Annotated in this window: 19 protein-coding genes; 3 read left to right on the plus strand and 16 right to left on the minus strand. The window is 72.3% G+C overall.

The window, feature by feature from the left end:
* Positions 1 to 30: 30 nt before the first annotated feature.
* The gene (gene glgX / locus QNO07_RS17615) at positions 31 to 2,145 is read right to left on the minus strand and encodes a glycogen debranching protein GlgX (RefSeq protein WP_283993052.1); all 2,115 of its coding nucleotides are present in this window, start codon (positions 2,143 to 2,145) and stop codon (positions 31 to 33) included.
* 202 nt (positions 2,146 to 2,347) lie between these two features.
* Between glgX and QNO07_RS17620 the strand changes: the two genes are divergently transcribed.
* The 3 genes from QNO07_RS17620 (at position 2,348) to QNO07_RS17630 (ending at position 6,265) form a co-directional block, all read left to right on the plus strand.
* Positions 2,348 to 3,592, plus strand: coding sequence for a DUF5919 domain-containing protein (locus QNO07_RS17620; RefSeq protein WP_283993053.1), 1,245 nt, complete (start codon positions 2,348 to 2,350; stop codon positions 3,590 to 3,592).
* 344 nt (positions 3,593 to 3,936) lie between these two features.
* The gene (locus tag QNO07_RS17625) at positions 3,937 to 5,658 is read left to right on the plus strand and encodes a stealth family protein (RefSeq protein WP_502961873.1); all 1,722 of its coding nucleotides are present in this window, start codon (positions 3,937 to 3,939) and stop codon (positions 5,656 to 5,658) included.
* 70 nt (positions 5,659 to 5,728) lie between these two features.
* Positions 5,729 to 6,265, plus strand: a complete 537-nt coding sequence (locus QNO07_RS17630) for a DUF1697 domain-containing protein (protein WP_349636843.1) — start codon at positions 5,729 to 5,731, stop codon at positions 6,263 to 6,265.
* A gap of 48 nt (positions 6,266 to 6,313) precedes the next feature.
* Here QNO07_RS17630 and QNO07_RS17635 read toward each other — a convergent pair whose 3' ends face one another.
* From QNO07_RS17635 to QNO07_RS17705, 15 genes are all read right to left on the minus strand, one after another.
* Complete coding sequence (locus QNO07_RS17635) at positions 6,314 to 7,516, minus strand: DUF418 domain-containing protein (protein WP_283993056.1); 1,203 nt, start codon at positions 7,514 to 7,516, stop codon at positions 6,314 to 6,316.
* Between the two features lie 9 nt (positions 7,517 to 7,525).
* Positions 7,526 to 8,518, minus strand: coding sequence for an NAD-dependent epimerase/dehydratase family protein (locus QNO07_RS17640; RefSeq protein WP_283993057.1), 993 nt, complete (start codon positions 8,516 to 8,518; stop codon positions 7,526 to 7,528).
* A 107-nt stretch (positions 8,519 to 8,625) separates the two neighbouring features.
* The gene (locus tag QNO07_RS17645; protein ID WP_283993058.1) at positions 8,626 to 9,909 is read right to left on the minus strand and encodes an extracellular solute-binding protein; all 1,284 of its coding nucleotides are present in this window, start codon (positions 9,907 to 9,909) and stop codon (positions 8,626 to 8,628) included.
* Between the two features lie 288 nt (positions 9,910 to 10,197).
* A complete protein-coding gene (locus QNO07_RS17650; RefSeq protein WP_283993059.1) occupies positions 10,198 to 10,476 on the minus strand; it encodes an SCO5918 family protein in 279 nt (92 codons plus the stop codon).
* 192 nt (positions 10,477 to 10,668) lie between these two features.
* Positions 10,669 to 11,397, minus strand: a complete 729-nt coding sequence (locus QNO07_RS17655) for a DUF6273 domain-containing protein (RefSeq protein WP_283993060.1) — start codon at positions 11,395 to 11,397, stop codon at positions 10,669 to 10,671.
* 44 nt (positions 11,398 to 11,441) lie between these two features.
* A complete protein-coding gene (locus QNO07_RS17660) occupies positions 11,442 to 12,203 on the minus strand; it encodes a sirohydrochlorin chelatase (RefSeq protein ID WP_283993061.1) in 762 nt (253 codons plus the stop codon).
* Between the two features lie 107 nt (positions 12,204 to 12,310).
* Positions 12,311 to 13,261: an ABC transporter permease gene (locus QNO07_RS17665; protein ID WP_283993062.1), complete on the minus strand. Its 951-nt coding sequence runs from the start codon at positions 13,259 to 13,261 to the stop codon at positions 12,311 to 12,313.
* On the minus strand, positions 13,248 to 14,048 hold the full coding sequence (locus QNO07_RS17670) for an ABC transporter ATP-binding protein (protein WP_283993063.1): 801 nt from the start codon (positions 14,046 to 14,048) through the stop codon (positions 13,248 to 13,250). Before QNO07_RS17670 ends, QNO07_RS17665 begins: the two co-directional genes overlap by 14 nt.
* A 37-nt stretch (positions 14,049 to 14,085) precedes the next feature.
* The gene (locus QNO07_RS17675) at positions 14,086 to 15,198 is read right to left on the minus strand and encodes an ABC transporter substrate-binding protein (protein WP_283993064.1); all 1,113 of its coding nucleotides are present in this window, start codon (positions 15,196 to 15,198) and stop codon (positions 14,086 to 14,088) included.
* Positions 15,199 to 15,357: 159 nt separating this feature from the next.
* Positions 15,358 to 16,755 (minus strand): sulfate adenylyltransferase subunit 1, encoded by a 1,398-nt coding sequence (locus tag QNO07_RS17680; RefSeq protein WP_283993066.1) that lies wholly within the window; start codon positions 16,753 to 16,755, stop codon positions 15,358 to 15,360.
* Positions 16,755 to 17,702, minus strand: a complete 948-nt coding sequence (cysD, locus tag QNO07_RS17685) for a sulfate adenylyltransferase subunit CysD (protein WP_283993067.1) — start codon at positions 17,700 to 17,702, stop codon at positions 16,755 to 16,757. Before cysD ends, QNO07_RS17680 begins: the two co-directional genes overlap by 1 nt.
* Positions 17,699 to 18,277: an adenylyl-sulfate kinase gene (cysC, locus tag QNO07_RS17690; RefSeq protein ID WP_283993068.1), complete on the minus strand. Its 579-nt coding sequence runs from the start codon at positions 18,275 to 18,277 to the stop codon at positions 17,699 to 17,701. The genes cysD and cysC overlap by 4 nt, the downstream gene beginning before the upstream one ends.
* Positions 18,277 to 18,969 carry a phosphoadenylyl-sulfate reductase gene (locus tag QNO07_RS17695; RefSeq protein WP_283993069.1) on the minus strand — a complete coding sequence of 231 codons (693 nt, stop codon included), beginning with the start codon at positions 18,967 to 18,969 and terminating at the stop codon, positions 18,277 to 18,279. Before QNO07_RS17695 ends, cysC begins: the two co-directional genes overlap by 1 nt.
* Complete coding sequence (locus QNO07_RS17700; RefSeq protein ID WP_283993141.1) at positions 18,966 to 19,193, minus strand: hypothetical protein; 228 nt, start codon at positions 19,191 to 19,193, stop codon at positions 18,966 to 18,968. The genes QNO07_RS17695 and QNO07_RS17700 overlap by 4 nt, the downstream gene beginning before the upstream one ends.
* The gene (locus QNO07_RS17705; protein WP_283993070.1) at positions 19,190 to 20,887 is read right to left on the minus strand and encodes a nitrite/sulfite reductase; all 1,698 of its coding nucleotides are present in this window, start codon (positions 20,885 to 20,887) and stop codon (positions 19,190 to 19,192) included. The genes QNO07_RS17700 and QNO07_RS17705 overlap by 4 nt, the downstream gene beginning before the upstream one ends.
* Positions 20,888 to 20,897 lie beyond the last annotated feature (10 nt).

Below are 20,897 nucleotides of genomic sequence, written 5' to 3' on the forward strand. Positions count from 1 at the left end.
ACCCCGCGCGGGCCCGGCCGGTCGGTGCGGTCAGGCGGGGCGCTGCAGCACGGCCATGCAACGTCCGGCGAGCGTGATCCGGTCCCCGGCGTCGACCGCGGGGCCCGTCCACGGCGGATGGCCGTCCTCCCGGGCGGTGTCCACGACCGTCTGCCAGCCGCTGCCGTGGTCCGGCGGCACGGTGAACTCCCGTTCCTCGGGCTGCGCGTTGAACATCAGCAGGAACGAGTCGTCGGTGATGCGCTCACCCCGCTGCCCCGGCTCGGAGATGGCGTTGCCGTTGAGGAAGACGGTCAGCGACCGGGCCTGGGCCTGCTGCCAGTCGGGCTGGCCCATCTCCTCACCCTCGGGGGTGAACCAGGCGATGTCCGACAGCTCGTCGTGCGTGCCCTCCACCGGCCGCCCGTGGAAGAACCGGCGGCGGCGGAAGACCGGGTGGTCGCGGCGCAGCCACACCATCGACCGCACGAAGGCGCACAGCGCCTCCTCCTCCGGCGTCTCCGGCCACTTCACCCAGGAGATCTTGTTGTCCTGGCAGTACCCGTTGTTGTTGCCGCCCTGGGTGCGGGCGAACTCGTCGCCGTGGCTCAGCATCGGCACGCCCTGGGACAGCATCAGGGTGGCGAGGAGGTTGCGCATCTGGCGGCGGCGCAGCGCCAGGACCTCCGGATCGTCGGTCTCCCCCTCCACGCCGCAGTTCCAGGAGCGGTTGTGGCTCTCGCCGTCCTGGTTGTCCTCGCCGTTCGCCTCGTTGCGCTTGTGGTGGTACGACACCAGGTCGTGCATGGTGAAGCCGTCGTGGCAGGTGACGAAGTTGATGGAGGCCAGGGGTCGCCGGCCGTCGTCCTGGTAGAGGTCGGAGGAGCCGGTCAGCCGGGAGCCGAACTCGGCCAGCGCCCTCGGCTCACCCCGCCAAAGGTCCCGCACGGTGTCGCGGTAGCGGCCGTTCCACTCCGCCCACAGCGGCGGGAAGTTCCCCACCTGGTAGCCGCCCTCACCGACGTCCCACGGCTCGGCGATCAGCTTCACCTGGCTCACCACCGGGTCCTGCTGCACCAGGTCGAAGAACGACGACAGCCGGTCCACCTCGTGGAACTGCCGGGCCAGGGTCGCCGCCAGGTCGAAGCGGAAGCCGTCGACGTGCATCTCGGTGACCCAGTAGCGCAGCGAGTCCATGATCAGTTGCAGCACGTGCGGGCTGCGCATGAGCAGGGAGTTCCCGGTGCCGGTGGTGTCGGTGTAGTACCGCGGATCGTCGGCGAGCCGGTAGTAGGAGGCGTTGTCCAGGCCGCGGAAGGACAGCGTCGGGCCGAAGTGGTTGCCCTCGGCGGTGTGGTTGTAGACCACGTCGAGGATCACCTCGATGCCCGCCTCGTGCAGCGCCCGCACGGCCTGCTTGAACTCCAGCACCTGCTGCCCGCGGTCGCCCCAGGAGGCGTAGGTGTTGTGCGGGGCGAAGAAGCCGATGGTGTTGTAGCCCCAGTAGTTCGACAGTCCTGAGTCGGCGAGCCGGTGGTCGTTGACGAACTGGTGCACGGGCATCAGTTCGAGGGCCGTCACGCCCAGCCCGGTCAGGTGCTCGATGATCGCCGGGTGGCCCAGGGCCGCGTACGTGCCCCGCAGCTCCTCCGGCAGGTCCGGGTGGAGCATGGTGAGGCCCTTCACATGCGCCTCGTAGATCACCGTCCGGTGGTACTCCGTCCGGGGCGGGCGGTCGTCGCCCCAGTCGAAGTACGGGTTGACCACCACCGACGCCATGGTGTGCGGCGCGGAGTCGAGGTCGTTGCGGCGCTCGGGGTGGCCGAAGTGGTACCCGTAGACCGCCTCGTCCCAGTCGATGTCGCCGCTGACCGCCTTCGCGTACGGGTCGAGCAGCAGCTTCGCGCTGTTGCACCGGTGCCCGCGCTCCGGCTCGTAGGGGCCGTGCACCCGGAAGCCGTAACGCTGCCCGGGCATCACACCCGGCAGGTACGCGTGCCGGACGAAGGCGTCCGACTCGCGCAGTTCGACCGCCGTCTCCGACCCGTCGTCGTGCAGCAGGCACAGTTCGACACGTTCGGCCGCCTCGGAGAAGACGGCGAAGTTGGTGCCCGCCCCGTCATAGGTGGCGCCCAGCGGATACGCCTGTCCCGGCCAGACCTGCATGAAGTCTCTTTCTGTCGCGATGCACTCACCAGCTGCTGATCATTGCGTACCAGGCTGGAAGCCCGCAGGCCTCCTCCCCGGCCTATCTTCCCCCGGATGGACCGGTGGGGAACGGAAGTTGATGCGGGATACTGCTGCCTTGCCCCGACACGCCGCAGTAGGCTTCCTTGATCGAACAGCGGGGGCGGAAGGCGGTGCACAGGTGAGTTCGGGAGGGCTGGAGCTCCCCCCGGGCGACGGTGGCGCGCAGAGCGCCTCCGACGTCCACGGCGCGCCACCCGGCGCGGTGTCGCTGGCCCGGCCGATGGAGATCGGAGCCGATCTCGACTGGGGTCCCGAGATCTGGTCGGAGGTGCGCACCCGGGCACAGCGGGCGGGGCGCGCCTACGTGTGGCTGAACCTGGTCGAGCAGCGCCTGCGGGCCGTGGTCGCCGCGGTGCTGCGGCCGATCTACGAGCCGGTGCACGGCGACGAGTGGGTGGTGGCCGCCGCCGGGCCGGCCGGGCAGGAGTGGGTGCAGCGCGCCGTGGCCGTCCGGGAGGTCAGCCGGCGCAAGGGCTATGTGCTCGACCCGGCCGACGACAACCTGCTGTCCTTCCTGACCCTGCCGCAGCTGCGTGAGCTGATGATCCAGCACTGGCCCTGCTACGAGCCGTACTTCGACGAGCGCCGCGAGGTGGAGCTGGGGCTTGACGAGCTGGAGGTGGCCCGCAGCGCCGTGTCCCGCAACCGGGCGCTGTCGGCGGCCGTACTGGCCCAGACCGAGCGCACCTCGGCCCGTCTGCTGGCACTGCTCGGCTCCAGCGGTGACGTGCCGTCGGCGGGGCGCCTCCCGGTCGACGCGGTGGAGGAGCTGGTCGGGGAGCGCTTCGCCGACGTGGTGGGGGTGCACGCGGACCGGGTGCGGCTCCAGCGGCAGCTGCCGGCCGAGAACCTGTTCGGGTCGGCGCGGCGCATCGACGCCGTCGGCATAGGCCTCAACCTGCTGGTGCAGAACTACTCCGGGCGCCGACTGGTGCGGCTGGCGGACGCCGGCTGCCGGATGCGCCTCCTGTTCCTCAACCCGGCCAGCAGCGCCGTCAAGCGGCGCGAACGCGAGCTGGGCCTCAAGCGGGGCGAGCTGAGCCGTGCAGTGGAGATGAACATCCTGCACATGCGCCGGGTGCGGGCCCGGGTCCGGGACAGCGCCGCCCTGCAGATCCACGTCTTCGACGAGACGCCCCGCTTCACCGCCTTCCTGGTGGACGGGGACGGAGCCGACGGCCTGGCCGTGGTGCAGTCGTACCTGCGGCGGGGGCGCGGCATGGAGGCACCGGTGCTGGTGCTGCGCGGCGGTGGCCGCGACCTGGTCGGCGGCCGGGCTCCCGACGACGGCGACCACGGGCTGTTCGCGACCTACCGTGAGGAGTTCGAGTCCGTCTGGGCCGATTCCCGTCCGGTCTCCTGACCCCGGCGGCCGGCCTCCTCACCCCGCCGGCTCCTGACTCCGCGCGCGGTATCCCGACTCCGCGTGGTGCCGCCGCTTATGTCGGCGTTGCTCCTGGTCAGGGGCATTCATCCGGCTTGCCATACGCGCCGGTAAACGTAAGGTAATGACCGAACGCCCACGTACAACTGTTCCTTTCGCGGTGAGCCGCCGCAGGGGCGGCTGGCCCGTCATGAGGCGTGGGGGCCGCGGTCCCCACGCTGAGGCCGGGGGCGGGAAACGCGGGGAATGCAGGGAATGTGGGGAATGCGGGAAAAGGTGTGTCGATGACCACGAAGGCGCGTGTCAGGAGAGCGGCGGAGCGGATGCTTCCGCCGTCGAGGCGCAGAGCGATCGAGGCCCGGCGGCAGGCGGCCCGCGCGGAGGCTGCAGCGCGTCGTGAGGAGGAACGCCTCGCCCGGCGCCGCCGTGAGCTGCTCGACTCCGACCCCGCGCTGCGTGAGGTCGTTGTCGACGGAACGACGTACTACGGCAGGATGCTCGGCCACTTCAGTGCGACCGGGGCCGCCGCGCACAACCTGGGACTGGTGGTCGACGCCCTGCGCCGGGCGGAGGTGGAGTACTTCGCGGTTCCCGGCCGCACACCCGGCCGCCATGTGCTGGGCCTGCGCAGGTCCGACCGCAAGGCGTTCCTGGACGCGGTCCGCGAGCTGTACCGGGGCACCGCCCTGTACGCGGCGAAGACCGGCATGGACAACCTCCCGGCTGACGCCGCGCTCTACGCGGACGGGGCGTTGCCCAAGAAGCTGAAGGCCTCCGGCACCATGCGCTTCGGGGAGATCCTGCTCGGACCCGAGGCCCAGGTGCTCGGCGGTCTGGAGTTCGCCTGCGAGGTCGAGTTCTGGAAGGACGGCGAGAGCCTGCTGGAAAGCTCGCCCGCCCCCGCGCTGCTCACCCAGGCCCCGCCGGAGGTGGTCGCGAGCGCGCTGGTCAGCCCCCGGCCCAACGCCGTCTCCGACGTCCTGCCCGCCGACGCGCGCCGCCGAGCCACCCTTGCCGTCGGCGAGCGTGTCCTGCCCACGTTCGAGGACTTCGCCGCGCCCCGTATCGACACCGTCGGGTTCCCGATCGACGTCGTCTACACGTGGGTGGACGGTGAGGACCCGGAGCTGCGCGCCAAGCGGGAGCGCTTCCGAGGTGGGCCGGGTCCCGCCATCGCGGGTAAGGAGGTCGGAGCCTCCCGGTACACCAGCCACGACGAGCTCAGGTACTCGCTGCGTTCCCTCGACATGTACGCGGACTTCGTCCGGCACGTCTTCATCGTCACCGACGGGCAGCAGCCCGATTGGCTCGACACGGCAGCCGAGGGCGTCACCGTGGTCGACCACCGGGACATCTTCTCCGACCCGTCGGTGCTGCCGGTCTTCAACTCGCACGCCATCGGCACCCAGCTGCACCACATCGACGGGTTGTCCGACCGGTACCTGTACTTCAACGACGACGTCTTCGTCGGCCGCCCGGCGCGGCCCGAGCAGTTCTTCCTGGGGAACGGCATAGCGCGGCTGCCGTTCTCCCCTTTCCAGTTCGGGCTCGGTGAGCCGAACGCGCAGGAGCCCGCTCCGAACTCGGCCGGCAAGAACGTGCGGGAGCTGCTGATGTCCACGCACGGGCGCCTGATCACCAACAAGTTCATGCACACCCCGCATCCGCAGATCAAAGCCGTGATGCAGGAGCTGGAGGAACGGTTCGCCGAGGACGTCGAACGCACCAGCCGGTCACGTTTCCGGTCCGTCGACGACATCGCGATGGGCGCCTCCCTGCACCACCACTACGCCTACCTGACGGGCCGCGCGGTGCCCGGCGAGTTCCGGTTCCGGTACGTGGACATCGGCCGGGAGGACGCCCCGGAGCGACTGGAGGAACTCGAGCGCACCCGCCGCTTCGACTTCTTCTGCCTCAACGACGTGGACGTGCCTGACGCCGAGCGTGCACAGGTCGGCGCGCGGATGCACGAGTTCCTGGAGCGCTACTTCCCCTACCCCAGCCGCTTCGAGCGGGTACCGGCCGGAGCGGCCGCGGGTGCCTGACGCCGGGCGAGCGCCCGGCGGTGCGCGGCCCGTCCGCCGTGCCCGCGTCCGCGCCGCTACGATGCGCGGCATGACACGGTATGTGGCGCTGCTGCGGGGCATCAACGTCGGCGGGCACCGGCGGGTGCCGATGGCGGAGCTCCGGCAGGTGATGACCGGGCTCGGCTGGGACTCGGTGGCCACCCACCTCAACAGCGGCAACGCCGTCTTCAGCGCCGGGGAGGCGGAACCGGCGGCACTCGCAGGCGCGCTGGAGGCGGCGCTCGCCGAGCACTTCGGCTTCCCCGTCGACTGCCTGGTCCGCTCCGGGCAGGAGATGCGGGACGCGCAGCGCCGCTGCCCCTGGCCGACGGCCGACCGGGACCCGGCGAAGCTGCTGGTGCTCTTCGCGGACCGCCCTGTCCCGGCGGAGGCGCTGGCGGGTGTCGACGCGGCACGGTACGCGCCCGACGAGTTCCAGGCGGACGGCCGGGAGGTGTACTGCTGGTTCCCCGACGGCATGGGCCGCAGCAAACTGCCGGACGCGGTGACCGCCGCCACCCGCGGCCTGGTCCTCACCGGCCGCAACTGGCGTACGGTGGCCAAGCTGGTCGAGATGTCGTCGTGAGGTCGTCGTGAGGCCCTGAGCCCACGGGTGCGGGGAGCGCCCGGCTGTTCAGGCCCGTTCGCCGGTGCTCCGGGCGGCCCGGCCCGGCAGCTCCAGGTAGGAGAAGGCCCGCAGCGCCCACTCGGTGGGGCCGTAGCGGTGCCGTGCCAGCCACCAGCGGCTGACCAGGAGTTGGCAGCCGAACACGGCCACGGCGACGGCCAGGGTGAGCGCCGGTGACACCGAGCCCACCAGCCCGGCTCCCACGCCGGTGAACAGCAGGACGCACACCAGCGACTGGGCCAGGTAGTTGGTGAGCGCCATCCGGCCCGCCGGTGCCAGCGCCCCCTGGAGGCGATGCCCGGGCCCGGTGCGGAAGAAGCGCAGCAGTGTCGCCGCGTAGGCGGCGGACAGCAGCGGTGCGGTCAGTGTGGACACGGCGAGGCCGGCGAGCACGTGGCTCGTGCTGTCCAGCAGGACGTAGCAGACGGCTCCGGCGAGTCCGAGCGGGAAGCCGACCCACTGGACGCGCCGGAGCCGGACCGCGTGCGTGCCGTCGTCCGCGAGCAGCCGCATCCGGCCCGCCACCAGCCCGAGCAGGAACATCGCCATCGCCGTGGGTGCCTGCTGCAACACCAGTGCGAGCACCATGCCGGGCAGCAGGTCCAGGTGCGCGGCGATGACCGACCCGGGGCCGCCCGCCAACGCCTGGGCCGTCTCCTGCCCGGCCCGCAGCGCGGCGCCGTCGCCACCCTCCACGGGCACGACGGCGGCCAACGCGGCGAACAGCAGCACCACCCAGCCGATCAGGCACGCGGCCAGCACCAGCGCCGTCCGGTTGCTCACGCCGCGCAGCAGGTACAGCAGCAGCCCGAGCACGGCGTAGGTGGCGAGGATGTCGCCGTGGTAGAGCAGCACCGCGTGGGCCGCGCCCAGCACGAACAGCCCGGCGAGCCGCCGCAGATGGCGCGGGCCGAGGCGCCGCCCGGCCCGCTGGGCTGACGCCGTCTGGAGGGTGAAGCTGTAGCCGAAGAGGAAGGAGAACAGCAGGTAGAACTTCATGCTGAACAGCAGCGACACCACCGTTTCGGCCGCCTGGTCCACCGGCCCGCCGAACGCCGGGTCGCTCACCCCGTGCGCCGTGTAGCCGGAGGCGAAGTAGCCGATGTTGACGACCAGGATGCCGAACAGCGCGAACCCGCGCAGGGCGTCGGCCTGGTGGACGCGCGGCGCGGGTTCGGCGGTCGGGGATGCTGCGGCTGCGGCGGTCATACTCCGACCCTAGGAGCTGCCCGCCAGCAGCAGGGCCTCACTGTCGGCGTCGAGCCCGACCCCGGGGCTGCCCGGCGGGTTCTTCGCCCGCCAGTCCGGGTTGCGGGAGAGCCACTCCCAGGTGTCGGCGACCGTTTCGACCACCGGACGGCACCGCAGACCGGCCGCACGCGCCGCGGCGGTGTCGGCCCCGTGCAGCGCGTCGTGCAGCTCGCCGGGCGGCATCCAGACGGGCAGCCCCGTCCACGGCTGCACCCCGGCCGCCGCCACCTCCTCCGGCGTCACCCAGCGCAGTTCGGCGGCCGAGCCGGTGGCCGCCGCACAGTACTCCAGCAGTTCCCCCATCGTGGTGTGACCGGGGGCGCTCACCGTGTCGTAGGCGCCGCTGAGGCCGCGGGCCGCCGAGTCCAGGGTCCAGGCGGCGAGGTCGCGCACGTCCACGTACTGCAGCGGCAGCTCGTACGGGCCGGGCGCGGGCACGGGGCCGCCACGGGCGAGCCTGCGCAGCCACCACGGCAACCGGCCCGCGTTCTCGTGGCGTCCGAGGATGAGGCCCGCTCTGACCAGCAGTGAACGTTCGCCGAACGCCGAGGTCACCGCGATCTCCGCGCCGCGCTTGTCACGCGCGTAGTCGGTGGCTCCGGCGTCGGCGGAGGACTCGACCAGCGGCGCGTTCTCGTCGGCACCGGCCGGTGCGGGGAACGTGTACACCGAGCGGCTGGAGACGTAGGCGTAGTGCCCGGCCCGGTCGGACAGCAGCCGGGCCGCGTCCCGGACGACGTGCGGCGCACCTGACCAGGTGTCGACGACGACGTCCCACTCGTCCTCGGCCAGCGCGGCCAGCCCGTCGGGGGCCTCACGGTCGCCGCGGCGCACGGCGACGCCGTCCGGAGGCGTGCGGGTGCCGCGGTTGAGCAGGGTCACCTGCCAGCCGCGCCGCACCGCGTCCTCCGCGACCACCCGTCCGACGAAGTCCGATCCACCCAGCACCAGAAGTCTCATGTCGGAACTGTTGCCCCTCCGGCCCGCCGAGGGAAGCGGACATCGCCCCTGGCGGAATCGCCCTCGGCGTAACGGGCCTTTCCGTCAGCGGGGTTGGCGGCCCGCGCTCAGCCGTTCCGCGGCTGGTCGCCGGCCTCGGCGGACCGCTGCAGCGTCTGGAGCACCCGTTCCGGGCGGCCACCGGGTGCCACCGCGGCTCCCACCGCCTTCCTGGCCTCCTGGCTGGTCCTGGACCAGCCGGCCTTCGCCACGGGGAAGAACTCGGCCTCCGGCAGCCCGTCGAGGAACTCCCACAGCTCGCGGTGCGCCTTGTCGGAGCGCATGCGGTCGGCGGCGGCCGTCGTCACCGGCAGCAGGTTGTACCGCTCGGCGAGCGCGTAGTGGTTCTCCAGCCGGTAGACGAAACCGAGGAACGTGCTGATCTCCTCGCGGTGGCCGTTGTGGCGGAACGCCATCAGCCAGTCGGTGCCGCCCAGTGTGGCCCGGGAGGGGCCGTCCGGGCCCGGCAGCCGCGCCACGCCGTAGTCGATCTTCTTCCGGGCGGCGTCGCGCATCAGGGAGGGAGTGCCGTTCAGCATGCCGACCTGGCCCCTGGTGAACAGGTCGAAGAGGTTCTGCCGGTCGGTGGTGGCCGGGTTGGCGGTGGTCAGGCCGCGGCCGACGAGTTCGTCCCGCAGCCAGACCAGCGTCTCCACGTTGGCCTCCGCGTCGAGCGTGTAGCCGCCCGAGGGCCCCGTGAAGCCGCCGCCGTTGGTGACCATCCACGTCATGGCCTCCGCGTGCGCCTCCTCGGGGCCGAGCGGCAGCCCGTACGGCACGTTCACCCCCGCGTCGCGCAGCGCCGCAGCGGCCTCCCGCACCTCCGCCCAGGTCCGCGGCGGCGCCTGCGGATCGAGCCCGGCCCGGGTGAACAGCGCCCGGTTGAACAGCAGCATCCGGGTGCTCGCGAGGAACGGCAGCCCGTACTGGGTCCGGCGCACCTCGCCGGCCGCGGCCAGGAACGGCTGGAACGCGGCCAGTTCGGTCAGCGTCAGCACCTCCTGCGCCCGGTACAGCAGGTCGTCGGCGGCGTATCCGGCGTAGGAGTCGATCTGGGCCAGGTCCGGCGAGCGGCCCTTCTTCACCAGGTCCTGGACGCGGCCGGCCACCCGGTCCCAGCTGTGCACGGTGACGTCGACCCGGATGCCCTCGTGCTGCGCCTCGAAGGCGCGCACCACGCCGTCCCAGTACTCCTGGGAGCCGTTGCCGCCCTCCAGATCGCCGTAGTCGGCCGCGACCAGGGTCAGCGTCACCTCCGCCGACGCGGCCTCGGCGCCGCAGGACACCAGGGACGGGACGGCCGCACCGGCCAGCCCGGCCGCCGCCAGATGTGTGAACCGTCGACGCCGCACCCTTGCCCCTTAGGTGTAAGCAACATTCTGTTGACCTGTTGTCCGCACATGAATCGGAAGAGGGGCCGAGTGTGCACCCGGCGGGCGCTCCCTGGCCACGCCCGGTGCGGTATCACTTCGGCAACAAAGGCGAACGGGCAGTAGCCGACGGCCGGTTCCTTCGGCGGCCGGGTGCGCTGAGGGTGCTGCGCGCCTCCCGTGCGGGCATGCAGAACCGCCCCGGCGCGGCGGGCGTCGGGGCGGTTCGGTACCGCAGGGGGCACCGCCTCGGCGGGCGGTGTCGGTGGCTTACCAGCCGGGCAGCTCGTCGGCCGGGGACTGGGGCGCCGGGGCGGGCGCGGGCACGCAGGTGAAGCCGAGCCGCTTCATCGCGCGCGTCACTTCGAAGGCGGTGAAGTCGCGGCGGTCCTGGCGGGTGACGATGGCCCCCACCTGCTTGACGGGGTACGTTCGCCGGCCGATCTTCACCGCTTCGCCGGTGACCGGTTCCGGTTTGACACCTGCCATCGCCTGCTCCACCTCGCTCGGGGTCAGGTCGAAGGGGTAACCGGCGATGATGCAGCGCATAGTGCCTCGGCGGGGGAGAAGGAGCGGTGGGCGTACGTTTTCCAGAGTCCCACAGGCGGGCGTCGACCGGAAGCGAGCACCGCCGCAAGGGGGCACCTGCGACCCTTCTGTCCGTTGTGTTCCGGTTCACCGGTGAGTGCCGGTGGCACCTGTGGACGTCTGCGGACATTCTGTGCGCCTGCCCCGCAGGGGTCAGGCCCGGTGGACGGCATCCGCGGCATCCGCGGCGCCGGCTCCCGCCACCCGCAGCCGCAGGGCGGGGCGTACGCCGTAACACGCGAGGTCGACCCGGCCGTAGGTCTTGACGTCGCCGCGCGGGCCGACGAACGCCGCTCTCGGCGCCCGGCCGTCCCCGGGCACCGTCCGGGTGCGGGTCCACCACCAGGAGCATCCGCGCCGCTCACCGTCCTCGACGAGGTAGTCCCGCTCCACACCCTTGTCGTAGACGTACAGGCGGCAGCCGTCCGGCTTCGGCGCCCTCGCCACGGCGGTTCCGGTCGCGCGGCGCCGGCGAGGGCCGTCGCCGCGCGGATCGGTGAGCGCCCTGACCTCCTCGACGCTGAGCAGGAACACCCGGTCCACCGTGTCGGGAGAACCGTCGCCGTTGCCCGTGCACGTCACCGGCTCCAGCCGCCCGCGCTCGGCGTCGCCGAAGGCGGTGGTGAGGAACTCGCCGTTCAGCCAGGCCCGCAGGTCGCAGTCGCGCCAGGTCGTCACGGTGGTGTCGCGGTGGTACCGGCGGCAGTCGAGGACGCGGTCGCTGAGCAGCAGCACGGTGTCCCCGGAGCGGTCGAGTACCCGCCACCGGATCGGTTCCGGGCCCGTGGCGTCCGGCGACTGCGGCCAGGCGCCGAAGTCGAGCAGCGCGCCGACCGCGGCGTGTTCGACCCTTCGATGTGCGGAGTCGGAAGTGGTCCCCATGGCGCGCAGTATGCCAGCAGCTCCCGCGCCGCCGGGGCCGCCGCTCAGGCGCTCAGCGGCACCCGGTGGGGGTGGGCCAGGCGGGCCTCGTCGTAACGCAGGGCGATCAGTTCGGCCACCTCGGGGGCATCGCCGAGCACCGGCGCGAGCAGGTCGGCGCCGGCCTCCTCGGCGCCCTGGGCGATCCGGTCCGGCAGGCGGCCGGGGGCCAGGACGTACGGGGAGACCACCACCCGGCGCGCGCCCTCCGCGCGCAGCGCGCGGACGGCGTCGGCGGTCCCGGGCGGGGATGCGGAGGCGAACGCGGGCCGCACGGCACACCAACCTGTGGTGCGCCGCCACTCCCGCGCGGTTTCAGCGATCACCGCGTTCGCCTCCGGGTCGGAGGAGCCCGCCGAGGCCAGGACGACCCCGGTCGAGCCGATGTCGCCGGGCCGCAGCCCGGCTTCCCGCAGCCGCCGTTCCAGGGCGGCCCGCAGCAGCGGATGCGGTCCCAGTACGGCGGCCGGGGTGACGGACAGCCGCGGCAGCAGGTGCAGCGTCTCGCGCAGCACCGAGGGGATGTCCGTCTTGGCGTGGAAGGCCCGGCTGAGCAGCAGCGGCAGCGCGACGGCCTCCCGCACTCCGGTGTGGTGCAGCCGCTCCAGGGCACGCGGGACCGTCGCCGACTGGAAGTCGAGAAAGCTGGTCTCCACCCGCAGCCCTGGGCGCAGCGAGCGCAGCCGCGCGGCGATCGCGGTGACGGTCGCCGGGTGCCGCGGGTCGCGGCTGCCATGGGCGATGATCAGCAGGGCGGGGTCGGCCATGGTGCGCTTCCCTGTCGGTCGGACGTCGGTCGGACGTCGGTCGGACGTCGGCAGGACGGTTCCGGCGGTAGGCGTACGGGCGTTCGTATTCGAGCATGCCACTGGCCTCACCTGGCCGCCAGCAGGCCGCGGGTGCGCAGCACGTGGCGTTCGAGGGGGGCGAAGACCAGGAGGTCGATGGCGATGCCGACCACGAGGATCAGCAGGATGGCGCTGAGCACCACGGACATGTCCTGGTAGGCGCGTCCGGTTTCGAGGAGCTGGCCGAGTCCGGCGCCGAGGTCGGGGGAGTGGGCGATGATCTCGGCGGCCATGAGGGAGCGCCAGGAGAACGCCCAGCCCTGCTTGAGGCCGGAGAGGTAGCCGGGCAGCGCGGCGGGCAGCACGATGTGGCGGATGCCGCGGATGCCGGTGGCCCCGATGACGTGTCCGGCGCGCAGGTACAGCGGCGGGGTCTGGTCGACGCCGGCGACGAGGCCGTTGGCGATGGACGGCACCGCGCCGAGCAGGACGACGGCGTAGATCATGGAGTCGGTGAGGCCGAACCAGATGATCGCGGCGGGCACCCAGGCGACGGACGGCAGGGACTGCAGGCCGGTGAGGATCGGCCCGATCGCGGCCCTGACCAGCTTGACCTGGGAGACCAGCAACCCCAGGGGGGTGCCGATGGCCACGGCGACGAGGAAACCGAGCACACCGCGCGAGACGCTGGTCCAGATCACCTCGAACAGCGTGCCCTTGTACCAGAGGTCGGCGACCGCGCCCCACACCTGGAGCGGGCCGGGTAGCTGGTAGTCCTCCTTGACGCCGAGCACGTACACCAGCTGCCACACGGCGACGACCAGCACGATCGCCACCACGGGCGGCAGCAGCTTGTCGCGCAGCACCCGGCTGAGCGGGGTGCGCTGGGTGGTGCGGGTGTCGAGGGCGTCGAGTCCGGCTTCGAGCCCGGCGAGATCGGAGGCGTCCGAGGCGTTCCCACCGTCCGAGGCCTTCGGGACGTCCGAGGCGGCGGGCCGGTCGGCGGATGCCTCGGGCCTGGAGTCAGTGCTGGCCATGTCGGCGGATCTCCCCTCGCAGTTGTTCGGTGATCTCCAGGGAGAGGTTGGCGACGGCGGAGTCCTCGATGCGCCGGGGGTGGGGGATGTCCACCTGCCACTGGCGGGCGATGCGGCCGGGCCGGGAGGAGAGCAGGACGACACGCTGCGCGAGGCGCACGGCCTCGCGCACGTTGTGGGTGACGAAGAGCACGGAGACGTGGGTCTCGGCCCAGATGCGGGTCAGTTCCTCGTGCAGCACGTCGCGGGTGATGGCGTCGAGCGCGGCGAAGGGCTCGTCCATCAGCAGCAGCTTGCTGTCCTGGGCGAGGGCCCGGGCGAGCGCGACACGCTGGCGCATACCGCCGGACAGCTCGTGCACGCGCTTGCGGTGGGCACCGGTGAGGCGGACCAGCTCCAGGAGGCGCTCGGCCTCGGCGGGGCGCTCGTTCTTGGGCAGACCGCGCATCTTCAGGGCGAGTTCGATGTTCTTGCCCGCGGTGAGCCAGGGGAACAGGGCGTGTTCCTGGAACATCAGGGCGGCCCGGCCGCCGGGGACGTCGATGCGGCCCGCGGAGGGCCGGTCGAGCCCGGCGACGAGGTTGAGCAGCGTGGACTTGCCGCAGCCGGACGCCCCCAGCAGGGTGACGAACTCGCCGGGGCCGACGTCCACCGAGACGTCGTCGAGCACGAGCTGCCGCGAGCCGGGGCGTCCGAAGGACTTCGACACGTGCTCGATGCGGGCGGCGTAGCCGGCTTCGACCTGCGCGGTCGCGGCCGGTGCCTTGGTGAGTTCGGTTGTGGGCATCGGGGTCACCTCCTGGGGAACGTGCCGTGGCGGATGGTCACTCGGCGCCGAGGCCGGCGTCGTCGACGGGGTCCCGGCCTTCGGCCTTGAGGACCTTGTTGAGGAGGGACAGGTCGTAGATGCCGTCCGTCCGCGCCTCTTTGAGCAGCCCGGAGGCGACGCTGTGCTCGGCCTGGGCCCGCAGCGTCGAGGCAAGCGGGTCGTCCGTCACCTCGATGGCTGCGAAGGCCGGGTCGAGCACCTTCTCGGGCAGCGGCTGGCCGCCGTACTGCTCAAGTTGGGCGTTGAGGACCTTCTTCGCCTCGTCGGGGTTGTCCTTGATCCACGTGTTGGTGCCGACCGTGCCGCGCAGGACCGCCTCGACGACCTTCGGGTGCGCGGCGAGGAACTTCTGCGAGACGACGAGGTGGGTGGTGACGAACTTGCCGCCGTCCCACAGCTCCTTCTCGTCGAGCAGTACCTTGCCGCCCTTGGCGACGATGTTGGAGGCGGTGGGCTCGGGGACCCAGGCGCCGTCCAGGCCGCCCTGCTGGAAGGTGGTGGGGATCTCCTTGTTGTCCTGGCGGACCACCGACACGTCGCCCCTGCCGGTGTCGGCGTCGACCTTGAGGCCTTTGTCCGCCAGGTAGTTGAGCAGCGCCACGTCCTGGGTGTTGCCGATCTGCGGGGTGGCGATCCGCTTGCCCTTCAGGTCGTCCACCGAGCTGATCCGGTCCGGGTCCACCACGAGTGAGGCGCCGCCGGACGTGGCGCCGGAGACGATGCGCAGGTTCCGGCCGCCGGCGCGGGTGAAGCCGTTGATGGCGGGTGAAGGGCCGATCCACGTCATGTCGACCGCGTCGGCGTTCAGCGCCTCGATGGCGGCCGGTCCCGCGTTGAACACCTGCGGCTTGACCGCCGTCCCGCCCAGCTCCTTCTGCACCAGGCCGTCCCGGCTGAGGCCGACCAGCGCCGTGGCGTGCGTGACGTTGGCGAAGAAGCCGATGCGGACCTCGTCCAGCCCGTCCGTCCTGGGCCCCTGCGCGGCAGCCGGCGAGGTGGTGTCGTCCACCCGCTGTGAGCCGTAGCCGCAGGCCGTCAGCAGCAGCGGCAGGACGGCGGAGGCGGCCAGGGCGCGCAGCACGGCACGGCGTGGTCGGACGTCAGACACGGGAGGGTCCTCTCAGGGGGAACGGCTGGGCGGGCTTCGGCGGGCGGGGGCGTGCGTCAGCGCGCACATCGCCCGACGCCGCCCTGGCCGCTGCCGCGCACGCCGCTGCCTATCCGGCCGCCGCGCTGGTCGAACGTGGAGAACGCCTCACCGGTCATGTCAGAAGTCCCACCCGTCGTCGGCCGCCTCGGCCGCCTCCGGCTCGGCCGGCGCGGTCGACTCGGCGAACGCGTCACCGGCCATGCCGGCGGACAGCGTCGTCCCGTCGGCCGGGTCGATGAGCAGGAACGAACCCGTGCGGCGGGAGTCGGCGTAGGCGTCGACGGCCAGCGGCTCGGCGGTGCGGACGACGACCCGGCCGATGTCGTTGGCGACCAGCTCGCCGGGCGCCGGGTGCTGGGACAGGTCGTCCAGGGTGAGCCTGGACGGGATGTCCTTGACGATCGCCTTCACCGTGCGGGTGGTGTGCTTGAGCAGGACGCGCTCGCCGACCTTCAGCGGGCGGTCGTGCAGGTGGCACACCGTGGCGGTGAGGTCCTGGCTGGGCGTCACGGCCGCGTCGGCCGGCACGATCAGGTCGCCGCGGGAGATGTCGAGGTCGTCGGCGAGCCGCAGCGTGACCGACTGCGGTGCCCACGCCACGTCCACCGACTCGCCCAGCGCGTCGATGCCCTCGACGGTGCTGGTCCGGCCGGACGGCAGCACCGTCACCCGCTGGCCGACCCGCAGCACACCGGAGGCCACCTGACCGGCGTAGCCGCGGTAGTCGGGGTGCTCCGCGGTCTGCGGGCGGATGACGTACTGGACGGGGAAGCGGGCCACGCAGGCGGACACGTCGTGGCTGACCGGGACCGTCTCCAGGTGCTCGAGCACCGTCGGGCCGCCGTACCAGTCCATGTTCGCCGAGGCCGTCACCACGTTGTCGCCGGTCAGCGCCGAGATGGGGATGGCGGTGATCTCCGGCACGCCCAGCGAGGCGGCGTAGGCGGTGAACTCCTCGGCGATGGCGGCGAAGACGGGCTCCGCGTAGTCGACCAGGTCCATCTTGTTGACGGCCAGCACCACGTGCGGCACGCGCAGCAGCGCGGCCACCGCGGCGTGCCGCCGGGTCTGCTCCACCACGCCGTTGCGCGCGTCGACCAGGACGACGGCCAGCTCCGCGGTGGACGCCCCGGTGACCATGTTGCGCGTGTACTGCACGTGCCCGGGGGTGTCGGCGAGAATGAACCGCCGCCTGGGCGTGGCGAAGTAGCGGTACGCCACGTCGATGGTGATGCCCTGCTCCCGCTCGGCCCGCAGGCCGTCGGTCAGCAGCGCCAGGTCGGGCGTCTCCTGGCCGCGGTTGCGCGAGGCGTGCTCGACGGCCTCCAACTGGTCGGCGAGCACCGACTTGGAGTCATGCAGCAGCCTGCCGACCAGCGTCGACTTGCCGTCGTCGACCGATCCGGCGGTGGCGAACCGCAGCAGCGACGTGGCCTCGACGGGGGCGGCGGCATGACCGGCCGGCCCGGTCGTCCCGGCCGGTCCGGTGGTTCCGTCTGTACCGGTGGCGCCCATCAGAAGTACCCCTCGCGCTTGCGGTCTTCCATCGCGGCCTCGGACAGCTTGTCGTCGGCCCTGGTCGCGCCCCGCTCGGTGAGCCGGGAGGCGGCGATCTCCGCGATGACCTTCTCGATCGTGTCGGCGTCGGACTCCACCGCGCCGGTGCAGGACATGTCGCCGACCGTGCGGTAGCGCACCTGGCGGCGCTCGACCAGCTCGCCGTCCTTGGGACCGCCCCACTCGCCGGGGGCGAGCCACATGCCGCTGCGGGCGAACACCTCACGCTCGTGCGCGTAGTAGATCTCCGGGAGTTCGATCTCCTCCCGGGCGATGTACTGCCACACGTCCAGCTCGGTCCAGTTCGACAGCGGGAAGACCCGCACGTGCTCGCCGGGGGAGTGGCGGCCGTTGTACAGCTGCCACAGCTCCGGGCGCTGGCGGCGCGGGTCCCAGCCGCCGAACTCGTCGCGCAGCGAGAACACCCGCTCCTTGGCGCGGGCCTTCTCCTCGTCGCGGCGTCCACCGCCGAAGACCGCGTCGAAGCGGCCCTTGTCGATGGCGTCCAGCAGCGGCACGGTCTGCAGCGGGTTGCGGGTGCCGTCGGGGCGCTCGCGCAGGCGGCCGGAGTCGATGAACTCCTGGACCGAGGCCACGTGCAGCCGCAGCCCGTGGCGGTCGGCGGTGCGGTCGCGGTACTCGATGACCTCGGGGAAGTTGTGCCCGGTGTCGACGTGCAGCAGGGCGAACGGCACCGGCGCCGGCGCGAACGCCTTGAGCGCCAGGTGCAGCATGACGATGGAGTCCTTGCCGCCGGAGAAGAGGATCACCGGCCGCTCGAACTCGCCCGCCACCTCGCGGAAGATGTGCACCGCCTCGGACTCCAGGGCGTCCAGGTGGGTGAGCGCGAAGGGGCTCTCGCCCTCCGCGCCGAAGGTGCCGGTCACAGCGGCTGCGGTGGTCACGCGAGTCCCCTCTCGGTCAGCAGCGCGTGCAGCGCCGCCGCGGATTCCTCGACGGTCTGTTCCTGCGCGGCGATCCGCAGGTCGGGATCGTCCGGCGCCTCGTACGGGTCGTCCACACCGGTCAGGCCGGTGAGCCGCCCGGCTGCCTGCTCGGCGTACAGCCCCTTCACGTCCCGTTCCGCGCACACCTCGACCGGGGTCGACACGTGCACCTCCAGGAACGGGGTGTCCTCGGCGCGGTGCCGCTTGCGGACCGCCTCCCGGCTGTCCGCGTAGGGCGCGATCACCGGCACCAGCGCCTTCACGCCGTGCGAGGCGAGCAGTTCGGCGACGAAGCCGACGCGCTGCACGTTGGTGTGCCGGTCCTCCCGGGAGAAGCCCAGCCCGGCGGAGAGGAACTCGCGGATCTCGTCGCCGTCCAGCACCTCCACCCGGTGTCCGCCGGCCCGCAGCCGGTCCGCCAGCGCGCGGGCGATGGTGGTCTTGCCCGCGCTCGGCAGACCGGTCAGCCACACCGTGGCGCCCTGGTCCGTCCCGCTCATCTCCCGCTCCCTGCCTGTCGTGTGGTCCGTCATCAGCCGTGCAGTCCGCACTCGGTCTTGTTCCGCCCCGCCCAGCGCCCGGCGCGGGCGTCCTCGCCGGGCTGCACCCGGCGGGTGCAGGGCGCGCAGCCGACGGACGGGTAGCCGTCGTCGAGCAGCGGGTTGGTCAGCACGCCGTGCTCGGCGACGTAGGCGTCCACGTCCTCCTGCGTCCAGCGGGCGATCGGCGAGACCTTCACCTTCTGCCGCTTCTCGTCCCAGCCGACGACCGGCGTGCCGGCCCTGGTCGGGGACTCGTCGCGGCGCAGCCCGGTGGCCCAGGCGCGGTAGCCGGCCAGGCCCTCCTGGAGCGGCTTGACCTTGCGCAGCGCGCAGCACAGGTCGGGGTCGCGCTCGTGCAGCCGCGGCCCGTGCTCGGCGTCCTGCTCGGCGACGGTCCGCGCGGGCGTCAGCGTGAGCACGGTGACGTCCATGACGGCGGCCACCGCGTCGCGGGTGCCGATCGTCTCCGGGAAGTGGTAACCGGTGTCGAGGAAGACCACGTCCACGCCGGGCGCCACCCGGGAGGCCAGGTGGGCGACGACCGCGTCCTCCATCGAGGAGGTGACGCAGAACTCCGGCCCGAACGTCTCGGTGGCCCAGCGCAGCACCTCAAGCGCGGGGGCCTCCTCCAGGTCGCGGCCCGCCTGTTCGGCGAGGTCGCGCAGGTCCACTGCGGTGCTCATGCGGTGTCCTCCCGGTCGGTGGTGTGCGGGTCGGCGGCGTGCGCTTCGGTGGTGCCGGTGGCGGCGGCGACCTGGCGGAAGCCGCTGGAGAGCAGGCCGAGGAACTTCAGCCGGAACGCCCGGTTGCAGGACGCGCACTCCCAGGCGCCGGGCCCCTCCTCGCTGGGACGCAGGTCCTCGTCGCCGCAGTAGGGGCAGTAGAACGGCGCCGCGCGCTCGCTCACTTCAGGGCCCCCTCGTCGGCCCGGGCCGCCCACTGGGCGAACCGCTCGCCCTGCTCGCGCTGCGCGGAGAAGTTCCGCACGACCCGCTCGACGTAGTCGGGCAGCTCCTCGGAGGTGACCTTCAGGCCGCGGACCTTGCGGCCGAAGCCGGGCTCCATGCCCAGCGAGCCGCCCAGGTGGACCTGGTAGCCCTCGACCTGGTTGCCGTCGGCGTCGGTGACCAGCTGCCCCTTGAGACCGATGTCCGCCACCTGGATACGGGCGCAGGAGTTCGGGCAGCCGTTGATGTTGATGGTGATCGGCTCTTCGAAGTCCGGCAGGCGGCGCTCCAGCTCCTCGATGAGGGACTGGCCGCGGCTCTTGGTCTCCACGATGGCCAGCTTGCAGAACTCGATGCCGGTGCAGGCCATCGTCCCGCGCCGGAACGGGGAGGGCTTCGTGGTCAGGCCGAGGGCGGCGAGCCCGTCGCTCAGCGACTTGACCTGGTCGTCCTCGACGTCCAGCACGACCATCTTCTGCTCGACGGTGGTGCGCACCCGGCCGGAGCCGTGCGCCTCGGCCAGGTCGGCGATCTTGGTGAGCGTGGCGCCGTCCACCCGCCCGACGCGGGGTGCGAAGCCCACGTAGTTGCGCCCGTCCTTCTGGCGGTGCACACCGACGTGGTCGCGCCACTGCTGCACGGGCTGCTCGGGCGCCGGGCCGTCGAGCAGCGGGCGGCCGAGGTACTCCTCCTCCAGGACCTGGCGGAAGCGCTCCGGGCCCCAGTCGGCGATCAGGAACTTGATGCGGGCGCGGGTGCGCAGCCGCCGGTAGCCGTAGTCGCGGTAGAGGGAGACGACACCCTCGTAGGCGTCGGCGACCTCGTCCAGCGGCACCCAGGCGCCCAGGCGCACACCGATCTTGGGGTTGGTGGACAGGCCGCCGCCCACCCACAGGTCGAAACCGGGGCCGTGCTCGGGGTGCTCGACGCCGACGAAGGCGATGTCGTTGATCTCGTGGGCCACGTCCAGCAGCGGCGAGCCGGACACGGCCGACTTGAACTTCCGCGGCAGGTTGGAGAAGGCCGGGTTGCCGACGATGCGGCGGTGGATCTCGTCGATGGCGGGCGTGCCGTCGATGATCTCGTCCGCGGCGATGCCGGCCACCGGGGAGCCGAGGATCACCCGCGGGGTGTCGCCGCACGCCTCGGTGGTGGACAGGCCCACACCCTCCAGGCGGCGCCAGATCTCCGGCATGTCCTCGATGCGGATCCAGTGGTACTGGATGTTCTGCCGGTCGGTGATGTCGGCGGTGCCGCGGGCGAAGTCCTCGGAGATGCCGCCGATCACACGCAGCTGCTCGGTCGTCAGCCGTCCGCCGTCGATCCGGACGCGGAGCATGAAGTACTCGTCGTCCAGCTCCTCCGGCTCCAGGATGGCGGTCCGGCCGCCGTCGATGCCGGGCTTGCGCTGGGTGTACAGGCCCCACCAGCGCATCCGTCCGCGCAGGTCAGCGCCGTCGATGGAGGCGAAGCCGCGGTGCGCGTAGATCGTCTCAATGCGTGTCCGCACATTGAGACCGTCGTCGTCCTTCTTGGTCTGCTCGTTGGCGTTGAGCGGAGTGAAGTGGCCCTTGGCCCACTGGCCCTCGCCGCGGTGGCGGCCGGCCTTGCGGCGGGACGGAGCGGCGGCGGCTGGCTTCGGGGTGTCGGCCATGGCTGTATGT

It is taken from the genome of Streptomyces sp. 549, from assembly GCF_030124175.1.
In the GTDB taxonomy this organism is placed as follows: domain Bacteria; phylum Actinomycetota; class Actinomycetes; order Streptomycetales; family Streptomycetaceae; genus Streptomyces.